Raw genomic sequence first — 17,553 nt, forward strand, 5'->3', positions numbered from 1 at the left:
TGTAACACCACCCTAATTATCTTTAACCCATCCAACTTCTTCATCAAAAATAAATTTGAAAACAGGTTCCCCTGTTTTGCTATCTCTAATAATCAACAAATCTCCATCAACAAACTTTCTTGCTTGTTGGTAGTATTCTGGAAGAACAACTTCTCTGCTTCCTGTAAAACCTCTACCTGTGTACGGATAGGAATCAGGTTTAGGCTCCCATCTTGGGATAGATAACTGTTCAGGCTCTAGTATCTTATATTCTATTGTTCCAAAAAAATTATCTGGACTTCCAACAGACTCTGATATACCGTCAATACCGTTTGTTATTTTAAATGCTGTATTATTATAATCTAGACGAGCCCCCTCAAATTTCTCTTCTAAAGTTATCAACTTTTCTGTATGCTCCTTCACAGCAGTAAACCCTCTTACTCCACTATATTCTTCATTATAAAGATAATTGTATAGATCACTTTGTGGAATTACTTTTGCCATTGGAGTATTTTTTGGCGGTAAGCCTATTTCATCTCTAATTAAATTAACTTTCTGAAAATCTTCTTCACTTAATAATTTATCTGGATGTAATAAAACCAAAAATTCATCAACTGAATAACCATACTTCTCTAAAATAATTTGTATAGATTCACTAGTTTTAGTTTTTATTGGCCCATTTTTAAGTTGTGGTCTTTGTTGCCCAGACAACAAACTCAAAGCCTTATCCTTTTCCCCGCTAACAGACTCCACTGCCTTACTTTCTGCTTTTACAGTATCATCGATGTGGACAATTCCGGTTTCTGTCACAAGTTTAGGTGAGCTGCTGATACGCTGTGTGACGTCATCAATCCAGCCTTTCCCCATACTTGTCGCTTCCCGCGCCATAGTTGGCACAAAGGGCAGCCCTGCAAAAATGCCTTGGGCAAGGCTTGCTTGCCTTTGCTCGTCTGTTAGTTCGTTGCCGAACATGTCATTGCCTGTCATGTATTCGGACAGGCCGTTTGCTGCGATTAGACCGTAAAGGCCCATTTCTGTTTTCTCTAAGGCGGAGAAGGTGCTGGCACTTCTGTATGCATCGAGAGCGTGATCGGCTGCTGTGATGGCTTTCGTTGCGGAGTAAATGCCTTTGCCGCCTTTGATGGCCCGTCCTGCCCAGCCGACTATTGGTATAAATCCTGCTGCGGCCATGGCTCCTGCTGTGACGCGCTGACCGGCTGAAAGCTTTTCTCCTGTTACGGGGTCGACGCCGTCTTTTGCCCTAAGATAATCATAATAGCCGGAGAATTCTCCTGCAAATGTTTTGGTCCCTTCCCATAGATCTTCGTACCATGGCCGGTTTGCTATTTCTCTCGCTTCTTTTTCCTCTTTTTTGAAGCTGAGATATGCATCTGTTTGTGCTTCTGCTTCAGATTTGAGCTGATACACTTCGCTTGTTAGGTAAGCGTCTGCGTTAAAATGAATTGGTGATATATCGCTGCCCTGTTTTGTAGCTTCAAGGAGGGCGCGGAAAAGGGCTGCCACGTAGAATTCTTCTCCTTCTGAGGAGAGGTATTCTTCTAATAACTCCTGGTCGGTTTGCCCGACGGCATCTAGTGTATCGGTCCTTTTCTTTCTAGCTTCTACCATTTCGTTGTCGAACCGCTCTCTAGAAAAAGGATCGAGGGATATCAGATCCTCGATCTCTGCGAAAATATTTTGGAGAGCTTTGCGCTGCTCACTGACCATTTCATCTGCCTGTCGTTCTTTATAAAGCAGCGCTTCTTCAAGAAAGCCAGTTTCCACTCTAGTATTGCTGCCTAAGTTCTTATCCTCCAGCTTGCCTTGCACACCTTCAAAAAAGGCAATTTGCCTGTCTATCAGGCGCTGCCATGCTTCTGTTACTTCTATTTGACCTCTGTAAAATCCTTTAATTGCCTCTGCGCCTCGCCCCTCAAATTCATTTAGTTCAACTATGTCTTGAAAGGCTTTGCGCAGCTGTGCAAACTGTTCCCGTATGGATGAATAGTGTTTAGCTCTTGCTTCCATTGTTTCACGTAAGCTATTTCCATCTAATACCTTCACTGACATCACCCTTTACCTGGTTATCGCTTCATCTTGTTCCTTCAATGCATCAATATTATCCTTCGTATCGGCCACATTCTTTAGAACAATCTTTTTGTATTCCTCTATCAAGTTCTCGATTCGTTCTTCTCTTTCTTTCCATTCTGAAGTGAAATCAAGCTTGTTATCCTTCAGCTTGCTTGTCGGTGCACTGCTCATATCAAGATTGTGCACCGCCTGTTCTGCATTGCTTAGTTTGCTGATTGCATTTGCATGGTTTAGTTTAATCGTAGCCATATCACAACATCCTTCTAATTTCAGATATTTTGCCTTTGACATCCTCAACCATTTCTTCTCCGCGGTCCAATAGTTTGTTTGCTTCAGAAACAAGGACCCCGATACCATGGAGACTGGCTTTTTCTATTTCCAGGAAGTTGATTTTATTTTCGATTGAGCTTTGGTAATATTCATATTCCCTGTTCCCAATATCACTCATCGTCTGATACACATCTTCCCGCTTTCCGTCAAACTCATCTGCTCTTTTGCCAACCCAGTTTTTGTCTAAATCAGGCTTTTTCAGCTGTCTGATTTCTTCGAGCATTGCATCCTGCTCATTCGCCACTTTATTTTTAGCTGATCTTAACCTTTTAATTTTTCGTTCAATATTATCTATTTTGCCGCTTACATCGCCGCCTAGGTTTGCGAGTATACTAGAAAGACTCATAATTATTGCCCCTTTCTTTCCCATTGTTTTGCTGTCCGATAGAAAACAGTTAAAACGATGCCAAGCAAAGTGATGCAGACAGCAATCAAAATGCCTAAAAATAAGGATAAAGAGGAGGTGGTATCAGGCAATGTTTCTTCTGATACTCCCGCTTGCCTTATTTCATCATCACCTGCAAACAATCCAAGCTGTTCTGCATTCTGTTCAATCTTATTTGTGGCTGCTTTTTGGAATAGCTTCTCTTTGACATCATCAGCAGAAAAGGTCTTTTTGCCGTCAAATATGAGCTGCTTTTGTTCTTCTGGAATTTCAGACTTACTTGATGAGGAAGCATCCTCATCAAGCAAGTCTGTATTTTTGTCAGTTGATTTACCTTCATAATCATTTGGTGCCAATTCATCAATATTTGTATTTGTCTCTGCATATGCTTTTTTCACAGCTTCATTGTAAAAATAAACATTTATTCCCATAAAACAAATAACCAGATATATAATCCATTTACATCGTTTCATTAGCTCCCACCTCATGCTCTAAGCTGCTGGAGGAACCTTTAAATCGTTCAATCAGCACCTGCAGAACGATAAGAAGAAGCAGTGCAAACACCAGGATGATAGCAGCCGGAGCAAATAATGATTCAGTGCTGTACTGAATGGAAATATATACATTGCTCATCGGATCAGTAAATTTAAAGTTAGGTGTGCTCAATGCCAGCAATGGTGTGACATACAAAGCAACCATACCTGCTGTTACAAACAGACCGGCAAGGCGGTGCAGTGAAAATGCTACAGTAATTATGCCTGAGCTTACCATTAGCAATAAGATAGTGAACACCGTCCATTCCATTGTGGCCTGCTCTGCCAGCTGATATATTTTCAGACCGTAAAGGCTGATGATAAAGCCGACAAGGGTGTTGACGAGCAGGAATAGTGCTGCTCTTACCCAATATGGCAGGCTGTTGAAATAGTAGGTTGTATAACCGATTAACAGACTGCTTAATAAAACGATAAACAGCACAACTACCGGCGGCACTGTGTTTGTTTCAACCTTTTCAGAAGTTCCTGCAGTCAGCTGCAGCGGACTTGAAAGGAAGTCATAAACAACACCATTCGATTGATCGTCAACAAAAGCATTGCCAAGCACGGAGAAGACGTCATCTCTTATTAGCTGTGTTGACTTAACATTTGTTGACCATTTATTGTTCAGCACATCTGCATCTGTCTGAACAGCAGAAACCTCTTGATGTAAATCATTGGTGTAATCAATAATGGTATCCTGACTTTCGCTTGCTTCCTTGAGCCCATTGTGGAAGGAGCTCATTTGCTCTTGAATAAGCTTGTAGCTCGTTGCAACTCCAGTTCCCTTTGCTTCGGCACTTAAATTGCCAGCCTCGTTTTGAACCGGCTGCTGAATTTGCTCCATTAGTTTGCTCGCATCCTCTTGCATGGAAGTAAAGCTGTCTAAAAGAATGCTTTGATTTTCATCCATTGTTTTCTTGTAATCTGCCATAAACAAAGTAAATCTATCGTTTAATGCAGTTAAACCGTCACGCATTGTTGGTGTTTCCTGCTCCAGCTGATTCCAATAGCTGGCTTCTTCATCTGTTACTTGGAAGATAGCTTGAATTTGTTTAAGGAAATCTTCATTTGCCATAACTTCTTCTTTTGCTGGATTCTGACCGAGCATGCTTGACAATGTGCCTTCATACTCGTTTAAGAACGCATAGTAATAAAGGAGATCTACCACTTTGCCTGTCTCCATATCTTTATCAAACCAGCTCTCAAGCTCCTGTTTACGCTCTCCGGAAAGAGCTTCAGATGATAATATAGACTGTTCCTTTTCTTCAATCACATCCAATATTGCGGTCATATTATCAGCGTATTGGGAAAGCTGGTCTCTCAGCTCGTCATTTACCTCTGTTAAATCCTCTGCGTACTCTATTAATCTTTCTTTTTGCTTCGTCAGCTCTTCGAGTTGTTTATTTAAGTCTTCATTCTTCGTTTCCAGCTCTGTTAAGCTTGTTGCGTTATTGGTGAGCTGATTTGTTAGTTCGGCAATTTGTGAAAGCAGTCCTTTAACATAACCTTGCTGGTTATCACCGCTTGTCTTTAGACTTTCGCTCACTTTCAGCACACGCTCATTAATAGCCTTCAGCTGTTCAACAGCCTTTGCCACTTCTTCGCTAGAGGTGCTGCCTGCCATGCTTGCCAATTGTTCCTCAAGGCTTTGCAAAGCAGCATGGATATCTCCTAATTCCTTTTGTTCACTACCTGCTTCATTCGAACCTCCAGGCTGTTGTTCCTGTTCTTCACCTGTTTGCTCGTTTCCGTTCGTTCCGTCTTGCTCAATTGTGGCAGATGAGTTTTCACCGCTGTCATCAGCTGGCTTATCACTAGCTGCTCCCTCTTCTTCTGTGCCTTCATCAGGCTCTGTTCCTGGATCTTCTGTAACATCATCGTCCGTCATTTCCTCTGGCACTTCCGGGTTTTCCGGCGGAGCCTCTGGCAGCAGCACTTCTTCTCCATCTGATAAACCTTGTTTTGCAGCTACTATTTTAGTCTGCAAGGAGTTAAGTGTTTTCGTATCAACTAACTGCTGATAATAGTCTAAAAGATTGCTTTGATATTGATTATAGGAAAGCAGCTGGCTTCCGACTGTATCAACTCGCTCTTGCTTTGTTTCTAGAAGCAGGCTTTCATTTGTCTGCAGAGAAGTGTTCAAGTCGGCCATTTGCTGCAAAACTGTTTGTTCATTCTCATTTAACAAGTTTTGTGTCTGCAAATACGGCGACTTTTGGTTTTCTGTCGCTGTGCTAATATTGGCAACCGCATCCTCTTGAATGCTTGCAAGAAGCTTTTGTTGCTCCTGTTGATATTGTTCATATGCTTTCACATTATCAACAAAACCTGTTAAGTCCTCTGAAAAGGAATCAGCTGAAGCTGCCTGATCTGTCCCTTGATCAGCAACTTGCCCGAAGGAGTTCTTAATATTGTTTAGCATAGTTTGCTGTTCTTTTATCTGATCTGTTAAATCCTTTGAGCTCGGCTTATAAAAGGCAAGCATCGTAGTTTGGAAATCAAGCTCCTTTTGCAGGATTTGGTCGAATTCCTTCTTAACAGAATTCATGTCTGTCGCGACATAGCTCCAATATAAAGAAGATACGCGCTGATTTGTCCGCTTTGTTGCTTTTTCAATTTCCAGCTTTACCTTCTCTGTATTGACAGCATTTAATTGTGCTTGCAACTTATAATCAAATGTCACCTTGGCTGGGTTCTCACTCTCATAATCCATTACTTTCTTCGAAAAGTCTGATGGAATATAAATGACAGCATCATATTTATTGTTGCGCAGCCCGCTTTCGCCGGCGCTTCTGCCAACAACACTCCAGTTATATGCAGAGTCTTTTGCCAAAATACTTGCAGCACTTTCGCCTAAACGAATTTCTTGCTCCCCTTGTACACCAACATCTTCGTTTACAATAGCAATTGATTTTGTTGCGTTCTCCTTCTCTTTAAGGGGATTTTCCCCAATTGCCTTAAAAAACAGCAATGGGGAACCAATAATGACAACTAATGCGATAATTATCTTCCATATAGGAAAGCCCTTCACTATAGGCTCACCTTCCTTTCCACTAACATCAACGGAATCTGGATTCTCTTTTCTTTACCATTTTCCACATAATAGCCGAACCCTGGCTGCACTTCCTGCTCTTGTCTGTCATAAGCGAGGGTAAATAAGGTCTGCTCTGACTTCTTCATTAAGACAAGTGCCTGGCGGACTTGCTTCAACTCTAATGTCAGCGGGTCATAGCCTTTGGTCAGCTCATTGTTTGTTCCAGATACAACGATATGGAAACCAAGATGGCTGTAATTCTTCATAAGTCGAACAATATTTTCTTGAATGCGGTTATCGACTTGCTGTAAAAACCTTCCGTATCCATCAATAAACATATAGATATGCGGGTGCTTCTCTGGCATCCTGCCGCTTTGCACAGCCTCTGCATAATCTGATTCCCTCTGTTTTAAAATGTTCTCAACATTGTCTATCCAAGCAGCAATCATTTCCTTGTTATCGATAAAGCTGACCTCATCCTTATCTCCAACTTGTGACAGGCTTCTGTCAATAGAATCAAAGATGGCAGGCTTTTCGGTCGTCTGATTAAGCGCCTCATTTAAAATAAGCTGCATGGCATTTGTTTTGCCTTTTTGCGCTTGACCTAAAATTAAGCAATGATTGGTCTTGGCAAAGTTTATGCTGACAGGCTCGACAAGCTCCTCTTCCAATCCAATTGGAATTAAGCCTTGCTGCTGCTCCTTTACATACAAGTAGAACTGTTTATTATTCAGTTCAGAAGGCAGCATTGGCACTGCTTTCGGCTTATCACATTCCATATACTTCTGTTTTAAAGCATCAATGTCTTCTTTCAGCAATCGCAGCTGCTCATATTCATCCATTCCGATGTTTGGCAGAACAACTTGAGAGAAAAAGGCAGAATCCTTTTTAATAATTGCTCGGCCTGGAATCGGTTCAGGCTCAAACGGCACCCTGCCTAATATGGAATAAGCTTCCGTGTTGTCCATCAAATAATGGACAATTTTCGTTCTAAGATTGTTCATTAATGTCTGACGAATAGAATTAACTCTCGTTGCACTGAAAATCATATAGATGCCCAGCGATTGTCCATCCCTTGCAAATTGATTCATCTGGGTCTCAAAGTCATGCATTTCATCTTTCACAACATCATAGTTATCAATGACAATAAACCATAATGGCAGCGGATCTGCCGAAAGAGTGTTGTACATCTTAATGGAGCTTACCTCCATTTGTTGGAACAGTCTCTTTCGCTTCGCCATCTCACTTTTAATAATGGCAACGAATTTATTCGTTTTGCGCTGCTCATCCATCAAGAAATAATCTGCCGAATGCGGGAGCTGCCTTAATGGCAGCAAACCGCCGTTACCGAAATCAAGCAAATAGAAATGGGCTTCTTCCGGGCTTGCATCGGCAGCAATTCCCATCAGCAAGGTAATCATTGTCTGTGTTTTTCCATAGCCTGAAGATCCGAAGACTCCGACATTGCCATCCTCCATCCATTCATATGTATATGAAGACTGACTTTGTTTCTCAGGCTCATCAACCATTGCCAACAAGACCTTCTTCGCTTCTTTCTCTTGGGCGATATCTGGTCTGTAGATGCGCGGTGATAAAGGCGGCAGCCATGGACTAGCGATTTTGATAAGACCTAATTTTTGATGAACTGCTTCAATCTCTTCAACAATTGCTTCCATCTCTGTTACCGAATCTTTTCCTGTTGTATCCTGTGAGGAAAGCTCCGATAAAGGCACTAGTCCTAAATCTGTAACAAGAGCAACCTCATCCTCATTAAGTGAGGCTTCATCGTTATAGGCTGCTCCGCTCCATGCAGATTGGAACAGCTCGTATACCTCGTTATTGCCAACCTGCAAATAGCCTCTTCCTGTCACTGTAATACCGGCAGCATCTCCGTTTTTCAAGATTTCTCTGCTGTCCTCAGCATTTTGCACTTTTAAGGCAATGCGGAAGCGGGCATTACTCCAGATTTGCGCGTCAATAATGCCGCCTGGCTTTTGTGTTGCGAGAATAAGATGGACACCAAGGCTTCGTCCAATTCTGGCAGCACTGACCAGTTCTTGAATGAATTCAGGCTGTTCGCTCTTTAATTCTGCAAACTCGTCAGAAATAAGGAAGAGATGCGGCAGCGGTTCAGCAATCTTATTTTGTTTATGCAGACGAGTATAATCATTAATATGATTCACCTCATATTGGTCAAACAGACGCTGGCGCCGCTTGAGCTCACTCTTGATAGAAGCAAGTGCGCGCTGGCTGAAGTTTTTGCTTCCTTCAATATTGGTGATAGTGCCAAGCAGATGGGGCATATTCTTAAATGGCTGAGCCATTCCCCCACCTTTATAGTCAATCAGCAGGAAGGCAACCTCATGGGGATGGAAGTGCACAGCTAATGACAAGATGTATGTCTGCAAGAATTCACTTTTACCAGACCCAGTAGTTCCTGCTAATAATCCATGCGGACCGTGTGCTTTTTCATGAAGGTTCAATCTGACAAGATCTGTTTTCCCTTTAAGACCGATTGGTACTGCTAGCGATTTTGCTGATTGGTTATTATGCCAGTACTCCTCGATTGGTATATCTTTAACATCTTTAAATTGAAGCATTTCTAAGAAGGATACACTCTCTGGAATAGAGTTTGTCACACCGACCTGATGGTTCAGCGTCCTTAGCATCCTCGCAAAATACTCATTATTTTCATACTGATGGGTATCAAGGCTGAACGGAATTTCGACTGCCTTTTTATCCTGCATCAGGATATCTCCTTGAGAGGTGTTAATATAGCGGACAAGCGTATGGATATTATCAGAAAAGCTTTCCTTTGCTTCTGAAGCAAAGATGACAGAGATGCCAAGCTGCTTGTGCTCACCCTCTAAATATTCTAGGATGACATGCTCTGATATAAGCTGCTGGTTAGCAATGATAAAAATATAGTGCGGGGAGAATAACAGCTTTTCTTTATCCTCCTCTAAGTCTCTTTCCCGAATCATTTCATATATCGAGCTCAGAAGCTGGTCTCTCGTGCTTTCGTTATAAATCATGCCCTTTGCATGGGAATTAGGCAGCTGAAAATGAGGCAGCCATTTCATCCACTCCCATGTGCTGTATTCCTTTTCATCAAAAATAAAGATGAAGCGGACATCATGATAGCTGTGGAAGAATGCCAGTTGACCAATCAGTTGGTGAAGCTCCCTTTTAAGTACTGCTTCCTTTCCGATTAATCCAATTGCACCCTTTGACAGATCGACAGTGATTGGTAGCGGCTCAAGCTCCTGATAGGTTTTCTCAAGACGCTTTGACGCTTCCATGAGCTCATCCATTTCCCTGTTGGACATATCCTGTGAGCTTACATCGATTTTGTAGCTGGCCGGCACTTTACCTGTTCCAATGCGGAACTGCAGGAAATCCTGACTTGTTAATGTTCGCTCCCATATTCTGTCTGATACTTCTGAGACCATATATTTCATTCGTTCAAAGGATGGAAAATGATAGTGAAGCACTTCACGCTGCTTTTCAGACAGCAGATGAAGCTCTTCCCGTTTCTCTTCCAAATAATTAGAATAAATACGCCGTCTTCTTAGCTCCCATTCCTTGCGGTTTGCTTTATCTTTAAAATACTGGAAGGTAGATGTAAATAAAGTAGTTGCAAACATCACAAGAGAAACGACGATAAATATTCCTCTAGGAATGAACAGCGCTACAATTCCCATTACGATAAGCATCATTAATGGCGGCAGGATAATCAGCCATAGTGGGCGCTTCGTATGCTGTGCCTCTTGTCCTGGAAATGTGAGTTGAACTTTCTCCTTTGGAAGCTCATATACCATCCTCGGTGTTCGTCTGTATAAAGGATAACGTTTTTTCATTTCAGACTGATGAGGTTTAATTGCCTCCAACTCTGTGCCAAATTCCTTTGCACTCGTAACAGCAAGTAGGTCTTCCTCCAAATATGTAATTTCCATACCATTCCAGAAGAGGATATCGCCTAATTCCAATTCACTGTCTGCAGCCAGCAAATGGCCATTAAGATATAAGTTGGCTTCCCCTTTCTTTACAGACGGTTTGTCATATAAATCGAGCATAAAGCCTGCTGACAACTCGTCCTGTTTCTCTAGCAGCCAGTATTCCGACGCGCTCTTTCCTTCATCTCCATTCGCTGCAAAACGGATTTCCTTACGATTACCAATATAATAGGTGGTTTCAGGTAGATTCCTTGTTAGAAACAACTTAATAAATAAAGTCCCTGTATTTACAGAATGCTGCATTTGTTCCTCTAACTGGACTGTTTCCTTGCCAACCTGACAGAAGGCATTCCCATTTTTGTCGACTGTTACTGTTAACTGGCTTATTATGTTTGCTGCGGTTAAAGTAATATCATCATCAACTGCTGTTCCGATGGTTAGCTCGTCATCCTTTTTCAGATGAGCCTTTTCGTATGTATCATCATGAAATACAAATAATGTGTACATCTTGTTATCTCCTCTTTAATCGCTGACGTAATGACGATAAACGATTAAGTTTCACTGTCTTCTTTTTGCTGGTATTCCTTAATCTCCCGATCAATTTCATCGATTTTTTGCTGACGTTCCTCGCTGTCCATCGATTCATCTGCAGAAATATTTTCCCGGTAATTAATAAGGGCAAAGACAATAAGATCTGTCTCCTCTAGAAATCTTGCCGTTTTCAGTGCTTCTTCCCCTTCTCCTCTGCCAATCTGGATCCAATAATCTAAATACTTAGTATCAGATTGCAGGGTGACGGTATTGCGGACAAATTGTTTTTGCTCATCTGTCAGGTTTTCATTTGAAATATAAGCTGTTGCCAGTTCATATTTAGCAACCTTAGGCAAGTCATCGATTTTATAAGGCTGAAGTGTATTAATTACGTCACTGTAGGAACTGGTTAGAAATTGTTCTTGTGCAAGTATAATCTTGGACTGCTTCGGCTGCAGAAAAAAGATAGAATAAAAGGAATATATAATGGCTGGTACAAGCAGAACACTCACAGCAATCAAACTATTACGGAACCATTTCCATTTCTTTTTTGTCACTTCTATATACAGAGATGCAGACTCCCTATCCTTCCTTATAAACTCGTCGATTACTGTTAACAGCTCTTCAACAGACTCGGCCTCAAGCACCCTTTTGCTGTCTTCACTCAGCTCCAAAGTCTTCTCATATTGCAGGTATTGCTCAAATGAACGGGAGACATCGACCCAAGAAGCAGCCAGCGCCTTCAGCTCTTGCCACAGCTCAACCTCATCTCTTTCGTAAGGAGGCAGACTTTCTTTCACTCCATAATGCAGGAAATAAGGGGTCAAGCCTTGATCCACCACAATGTTCTCGGGACTGATGAAAAGATGCAGCCTTGAGATGCGATGATCTTTTACTTTATGAATCAATTGATAGATTATTTTTAATCTGTCCTTGTGCGAAAGCCCTTGAATAGAGGTACCATATTGATAGGAGCTGGGAATATCAATATGTATTTGAAGAGCATCCTCCTCTACATTAATTTCTTTAGGAAGCTGACTTTCTATATCCTTAAGAATTAACACTTCACTCTTATCATCCATCTTTATCTTTTCAATTTGAAAGATAAACGTAATACGATTTTTGTCTTTTTTGATTATCGCATCCAACTTTTTTTCTAAGTATGTACGTTCAGCTTGAGGCATCTTCTATACCACCCTCATAAAATTTCAATAATATCTCCCGTAGTAATTCCTGCATCTGTTAGCCGTTGATTTCCCGGGAATACCTTTTGTTTATTTTTCACACGCACCCAATAACCTGATCGTGGAAGAGTTTCTATATCAGAAACCTGCCATGATAAATCAATTAGCTTTTTTATTGTGTAATAGTCAGATAAGCGTAAGTCGATTTTGTTTCGATTGTATTTCTGCAAATCGACCGTTACTTCTATATACATTATTTTCCACCTCAAAACGTAAAGGAGCGCTCCATAAAAAAAGCGCTCCTCCTAGGGTTTAGTTCATTTATTAAAATACACACGGCTTTTAAAAAGCCACATCCGCTATTTCGTCACCCATCATGATGCAAATCATGAAGAAGCTCTAACGATATTAAGTTCAGACACTTAGCCGCGAATTTGGTTAGCGATTTGAGCATCAGCATCCTCAAGCGCTTTAGCTGTGCTGTTCAATTGTGAGGAGATATCCTCTAGCAACTGCTGCATTTTAAGGAATGAAGGGCGAAGTGATTGGTATTGCTCACTGAACGCTTGGCTTGATTGACCTTCCCAAATGCTTTCCAATTCTTGGATCATTTGATCCAAACGAGTGACTTGTTCACCAACTTGACTTCCCTCGTTTGCATAACGGTTTGACATGCTAATAAGCTCTTCAGGGGTTACTCGAATGATTCCTGCCATGTTTCCTCTCTCCTTTTTCAAAAAAATTTTAGCTATCATTCTTTATAACTATGTAGCTAATGGAAAACAAACATCTATATATTAATTACCACATTTTAATATCCAAATAAAGGATAAAACGAACTTTTGACCATAAATGCATTTATTTTCCTATGAATATTATAGTAAATAGGACATATTCTCCCTTTTTTCAACACTAAAATCTAGTAATATAGTTCTTTTTTGTTTTTCTACAAAAAGAGGAGTGTCAACAATGACACTCCTCTCACATTCGTTGTTCCTGATTATGATAAAACTTTATCTTCTTTAAAGAATTGCGGCAAATGCTCTTTATGTGCTTCAAGCATTTCATTCAGAATTTCTTTCGCCACTTTATCAGAAGGCAATAACGGGTTGATTGTCATCGCAAGCAATGCTGTATTGTAGTCGCCTGTTACCGCTGCTTCTGCTGCCACTCTTTCAAAGGACTTAATTTGCTGTACTAAGCCTCTGACAGGTACAGGAAGGTCACCAATAGAGATTGGTTTAGGGCCGTCTTTTGTGATAACACTGCTGATTTCTACAGCTGATTCATCAGGAATGCTGGCAATTGCACCGTTATTAATTGTATTAACAGGCTGGATATCGCGCTTATCGTTGTACATGGAGTCGATCAAGCTGCAGGCTGCATCGCTGTAGTATGCACCTCCGCGTTTTTCAAGCTGTGGCGGTTTAATAGAAAGATTTTCATCTTTGTATAATTCAAACAGCTCTTTTTCCAGCTTTTGTACAACTTCTGCTCTTGTTCCTTGCTCTGCTGCTTCCTCATGCTCATGCTCAAGCATTTGTGCTTGCTTGTAGTAGTAACGGTGGTAGCCGCATGGGATTGCTCCCAACGCTTTAATGAAGTCTGGATCCCAGTCAATTGCTGCAATATTACGCATTGTCGCACTTGCATGCTTGCCTGAAGTCATTTCTTCCAGCACTTCTTTTGTAACTTCTTTTCCGTCAAGATACACATGCAGGCCGTATACCATGTGGTTAAGTCCTGCAAAATCAACGCGAACTCGCTCAGGTTCTACTTCCAACAGCTTGGCTACACTCATTTGGATAGAAATCGGCACGTTACAAAGACCGACGATTTTTCTCCAATTGCTGTGACGAAGCACTGCTTCTGTTACCATTCCTGCAGGGTTCGTGAAGTTGATCAGCCAAGCATTTGGACAAAGCTCTTCCATATCTTTAACAATGTCAAGGATGACAGGGATTGTGCGTAAGCCTTTGAAAAGGCCGCCAGGACCGTTTGTCTCTTGTCCAATTACATTGTATTTCAAAGGAATTCTTTCGTCCTTCGCTCTTGCTGCAAGCAAGCCGACACGAAATTGAGTTGTAACGAAATCGGCATCTTTTAAGGCTTCTCTGCGGTCAAGAGTCAAATGAACCTCTATTGGTAAACCAGCCTTTTTCACCATACGCTTCGCTAAATTACCTACGATTTCTAATTTTTCTTGTCCTTCAGGAATATCAACAAGCCATAGCTCACGAACCGGCAGTGAATCATATCTTTTAATGAATCCTTCAACAAGCTCAGGTGTGTAGCTGGAACCTCCGCCAATCGTTACAATTTTAATTCCGTTGCTCATATAGAAACGCCCCTTTTCTTATTTTTAGGTGTGTAACCCTTTTCAATTTTAGTTGATGTTATAATAAGATTATCTAAGTTGGAGTAAATCTATTTAATGGATGTGTTTAACATGTTTACAAATGAGCAGATTCAATCTTTTTCCGATCTTGAATATGAGCTTTACAATTACATTATGAAGAATTCTCGGGAAGTAACCTATATGAGAATACGAGAACTCGCAAATGAAACGCATGTCTCCACAACCACCATACTTCGTTTTTGCAAAAAGCTTGGTTTTGACGGCTTTACTGAATTCAAGGTGCAGCTGAAAAATCATCTTGCAGAGGAAGAAACATATCGGCTTAACAATACATATACAACTGTTTCCGATTTCGTAGAAAGAACGCTTTCAGCAAACTATGAATCTAAAATTAAAGAAATAGCCGAAGTTATCGCTAAAGCAAAAATCGTTATTTTTATCGGTGCAGGAACCTCTGGCGTCATTGCAGAATATGGTGCAAGGTTCTTCTCCGGTCTCAAGAAATTTTCTCTTCATATTAAAGATCCGTATTTCCCAATTTACAGTCACTACATAACTGACAGTGTCACAATCGTGCTGTCTGTGTCAGGCGAATCTAAGTCAACAATGGAAAAGCTGGACCGCCTTAAGCAGGACGGCAGCATCATTGTAAGTTTGACAAATCATTCTGACAGCTCACTGGCCAAAATGTCTGATTACAACCTGGCGTATTATATAACGACAGAATATTTGGGAAATGTCAATTTAACGACTCAAATACCAGTCATGTTTTTAATTGAACGGTTAGGAAAAGAGACTTTCGACTATATGCAATCCTCCTTAATCAACAGGGATGAAGGGAAATAGCATTGCTCCCTTTTGCTTTACATCTATAAGTTACAATGCACGCTCATGATAGTAAATACATCTTCCAGATTTAGTACTTAGTCACACCGAATGGAACTTGTTACTTTATAGGAACAACCTGTTACATAAAAAAAGCAATGATAAGCACTCATTTATATGCTTCCATTGCTTTTTCTTGTTTTTCTTTTATATAACAACTGATTTATCACTTCTGAGAACATCAATCCGATTGCAATCGACCCTGATAAGAGAAACGCTTTGGCAGCAAGGCTGACTGCGTTATAATAGTCATTCTCCACAAAGTGTCGCATGGCATTATAAGCCATTCCACCAGGTACAAGGGGAATGATCCCAGCTACTGTAAAAATAATAACCGGTGTTTTATACCATCTTGCAAATACTTGACTCATCACTGCAACAAGAAATGCACCAATGATTGTCGCAGGAACTTCATCTATATTTACATAGACCGCGCCCCAATATGCGACCCAGCCACACATGCCGACAAACCCGCATCTCACAAGCAAATGTTGTGGTGTGTGAAAAATCATCGCAAAGGCAAATGATGCAATAAAGCTTGTAACTGCTTGTTCTAATAATTCCCACATAATATAAATTTCTCCTTAAAATACTACAAACACAACAGCAATTCCAGATCCAATCGCAAAAGCTGTCAAAAAGGCCTCAGCTCCTTTAGAGATGCCTGAAACTAAATGACCTGCCATTAAATCTCTGACTGCATTAGTTATCAGCAACCCTGGAACAAGGGGCATAACCGAACCGATAATGATTTTGTCTGTTTCTGCACCAAACCCTATATAAACAGCTCCAAAAGCAATCAATCCAACGAGCACCGATGCCAGGAATTCTGCAAAAAACTTAATTTGCACCACTCGATGGAAATAAACAGAACATAAAAACCCTGCTCCGCCTGCAATCACAGCCGCTAAGAAATCCTTCCAGATTCCTTGGAACATTATTAAGAAACAGCCGCTTGCTATTGCCGCAGCAACAAACTGCACCCAAACTGTATAGGTTGGACCTTCTTTATCAATCTCTTTCAATAGATGATATGCCTCTTGCAAAGAGATATAGCCGGAGCTGATTTTTCGCGATATATCATTTACCTTCAGAACCTTTTCCAGATTTGTTGTTCTGTCAATAATCCGAATCAGCTTTGTCTTTGTCGGCTCACGCCCTTCTAAAGAAAAGATAATACCAGTAGGTGTAACAAAGCTGTCTGAATCCTCCACTCCATACGCTTTGGCTATGCGGGTCATCGTGTCTTCCACCCGATATGTTTCTGCTCCATTTTTGAGCATAATTCTTCCAGCAAGCAAGCAAACCTCAATTATTTCATACGTTTTTTCTTTGGATATATAGTCCATGCCAACTCTCCAATATATAAACATTCTTAGCTGTTAAAAGAAATTACCATTATCAGTTTAAAGGACATGTTCACCTATAATCAATAGAAGAAGTACAACTCCTGTTTGCAAACATAACAAAAAGTCCTTTAAAAAAGGACTTTCACTTGGGAATGTAAATATTATGAAGGGGACAATTTTCGAAGTGGATGAATTTTCTCGTTTTGTTTTCAGTCTTTTTGAATGCCAAACCGCGCATTGATTTGGCCGCGTAACATTTGTTTTTTTATTTTGCGCTCTTCTTCTTCACGGGTTTTTTTAATTATTTCCTGACGTATTTCATGGGTTCTTACTCCTTCTTCCCGCTTGTTGGCAATTTCAATTAAGCGCTCTACATCTGAAAATGAATACTTCCGGTTCCCCCGTTCAGGTCTTTCCGGGAAAATAAGCTTTCGTTGTTCATAATAGCGAATTTGCCTTTCTGTTAACCCAGTCAGCTCACTAACAACACCAATCGTGATAACTTTCCTTTTTTTGTAGGATGGCTCATGATCCATATTATCATCTCACCTCATGAAGTAATAATTTCTCTCATTAACTGTAATTATAATACGAGTATTCAGATTTTTATCGTATCCTGTTATAAAATCTAACGCAAAATTCAAAAAATAGGTAAGAATACCTGACAATATAGCTGTTTTTTGCATAAAATTCTTTTAAAATATTTATGTATAGTTGGTCATCAGGAGAGAACGTAAAATTTTTTACTGAAAGGAGCTATTTGCAATGATCAGCAAAGAAGCAATCGAATTAGCAAAAAAAATTGTCGAGATTGACCTTCTTCGTGATGAGGTATGGGAAGACTTCGCAGCAGTTGCTGGCGATAACGCCCATGATATTCTTCGTATTATCCAAAATAGTTAAAATAGATACAATCCATCGCAAGCAGCTTCCT

At 40.6% G+C, this 17,553-nt stretch carries 15 protein-coding genes; 2 read left to right on the forward strand and 13 right to left on the reverse strand.

Features of this window, described 5'->3' with window-relative positions:
• Positions 1–12: 12 nt before the first annotated feature.
• From L8T27_RS18580 to L8T27_RS18625, 10 genes are all read right to left on the reverse strand, one after another.
• The gene (locus tag L8T27_RS18580; protein WP_248574462.1) at positions 13–2,043 is read right to left on the reverse strand and encodes a ribonuclease YeeF family protein; all 2,031 of its coding nucleotides are present in this window, start codon (positions 2,041–2,043) and stop codon (positions 13–15) included.
• Between the two features lie 12 nt (positions 2,044–2,055).
• Positions 2,056–2,319, reverse strand: coding sequence for a YwqI/YxiC family protein (locus L8T27_RS18585; RefSeq protein WP_233315989.1), 264 nt, complete (start codon positions 2,317–2,319; stop codon positions 2,056–2,058).
• Position 2,320: 1 nt separating this feature from the next.
• Positions 2,321–2,746: a YwqH-like family protein gene (locus L8T27_RS18590; RefSeq protein ID WP_233315990.1), complete on the reverse strand. Its 426-nt coding sequence runs from the start codon at positions 2,744–2,746 to the stop codon at positions 2,321–2,323.
• A gap of 2 nt (positions 2,747–2,748) precedes the next feature.
• Positions 2,749–3,258 (reverse strand): type VII secretion protein EssA, encoded by a 510-nt coding sequence (gene essA, locus L8T27_RS18595; RefSeq protein ID WP_248574463.1) that lies wholly within the window; start codon positions 3,256–3,258, stop codon positions 2,749–2,751.
• Positions 3,245–6,352: a type VII secretion protein EsaA gene (esaA, locus tag L8T27_RS18600; RefSeq protein ID WP_237942090.1), complete on the reverse strand. Its 3,108-nt coding sequence runs from the start codon at positions 6,350–6,352 to the stop codon at positions 3,245–3,247. Before esaA ends, essA begins: the two co-directional genes overlap by 14 nt.
• Entirely contained in the window at positions 6,352–10,818 is a 4,467-nt protein-coding gene (essC, locus tag L8T27_RS18605; RefSeq protein ID WP_237942091.1) for a type VII secretion protein EssC, read from the reverse strand. Before essC ends, esaA begins: the two co-directional genes overlap by 1 nt.
• Before the next feature lie 44 nt (positions 10,819–10,862).
• On the reverse strand, positions 10,863–12,026 hold the full coding sequence (gene essB, locus L8T27_RS18610) for a type VII secretion protein EssB (RefSeq protein WP_237942092.1): 1,164 nt from the start codon (positions 12,024–12,026) through the stop codon (positions 10,863–10,865).
• A gap of 14 nt (positions 12,027–12,040) precedes the next feature.
• Positions 12,041–12,280, reverse strand: coding sequence for an ESX secretion system protein YukD (gene yukD, locus L8T27_RS18615; protein WP_233315995.1), 240 nt, complete (start codon positions 12,278–12,280; stop codon positions 12,041–12,043).
• 168 nt (positions 12,281–12,448) lie between these two features.
• On the reverse strand, positions 12,449–12,742 hold the full coding sequence (locus tag L8T27_RS18620) for a WXG100 family type VII secretion target (RefSeq protein ID WP_233315996.1): 294 nt from the start codon (positions 12,740–12,742) through the stop codon (positions 12,449–12,451).
• 284 nt (positions 12,743–13,026) lie between these two features.
• A complete protein-coding gene (locus tag L8T27_RS18625; RefSeq protein WP_233315997.1) occupies positions 13,027–14,364 on the reverse strand; it encodes a 6-phospho-beta-glucosidase in 1,338 nt (445 codons plus the stop codon).
• A 111-nt stretch (positions 14,365–14,475) separates the two neighbouring features.
• Here L8T27_RS18625 and L8T27_RS18630 point away from each other — a divergent pair, with 111 nt between their 5' ends.
• On the forward strand, positions 14,476–15,231 hold the full coding sequence (locus L8T27_RS18630; protein WP_233316156.1) for a MurR/RpiR family transcriptional regulator: 756 nt from the start codon (positions 14,476–14,478) through the stop codon (positions 15,229–15,231).
• Between the two features lie 152 nt (positions 15,232–15,383).
• Here the strand turns inward: L8T27_RS18630 and L8T27_RS18635 are convergent, their stop codons facing one another.
• The 3 genes from L8T27_RS18635 to L8T27_RS18645 all read right to left on the reverse strand — a co-directional run bounded on the left by L8T27_RS18635 (position 15,384) and on the right by L8T27_RS18645 (position 17,155).
• Positions 15,384–15,839, reverse strand: a complete 456-nt coding sequence (locus L8T27_RS18635) for a threonine/serine exporter family protein (RefSeq protein ID WP_233315998.1) — start codon at positions 15,837–15,839, stop codon at positions 15,384–15,386.
• Positions 15,840–15,854: 15 nt separating this feature from the next.
• Positions 15,855–16,619: a threonine/serine exporter family protein gene (locus L8T27_RS18640; RefSeq protein ID WP_233315999.1), complete on the reverse strand. Its 765-nt coding sequence runs from the start codon at positions 16,617–16,619 to the stop codon at positions 15,855–15,857.
• Between the two features lie 209 nt (positions 16,620–16,828).
• Positions 16,829–17,155, reverse strand: coding sequence for a MerR family transcriptional regulator (locus tag L8T27_RS18645; RefSeq protein WP_144455070.1), 327 nt, complete (start codon positions 17,153–17,155; stop codon positions 16,829–16,831).
• A 229-nt stretch (positions 17,156–17,384) separates the two neighbouring features.
• Here L8T27_RS18645 and L8T27_RS18650 point away from each other — a divergent pair, with 229 nt between their 5' ends.
• On the forward strand, positions 17,385–17,522 hold the full coding sequence (locus tag L8T27_RS18650) for a hypothetical protein (RefSeq protein WP_233316000.1): 138 nt from the start codon (positions 17,385–17,387) through the stop codon (positions 17,520–17,522).
• The last annotated feature ends 31 nt before the right edge of the window (positions 17,523–17,553 follow it).

The organism is Niallia sp. Man26 (assembly GCF_022049065.2).
GTDB lineage: Bacteria > Bacillota > Bacilli > Bacillales > Cytobacillaceae > Niallia.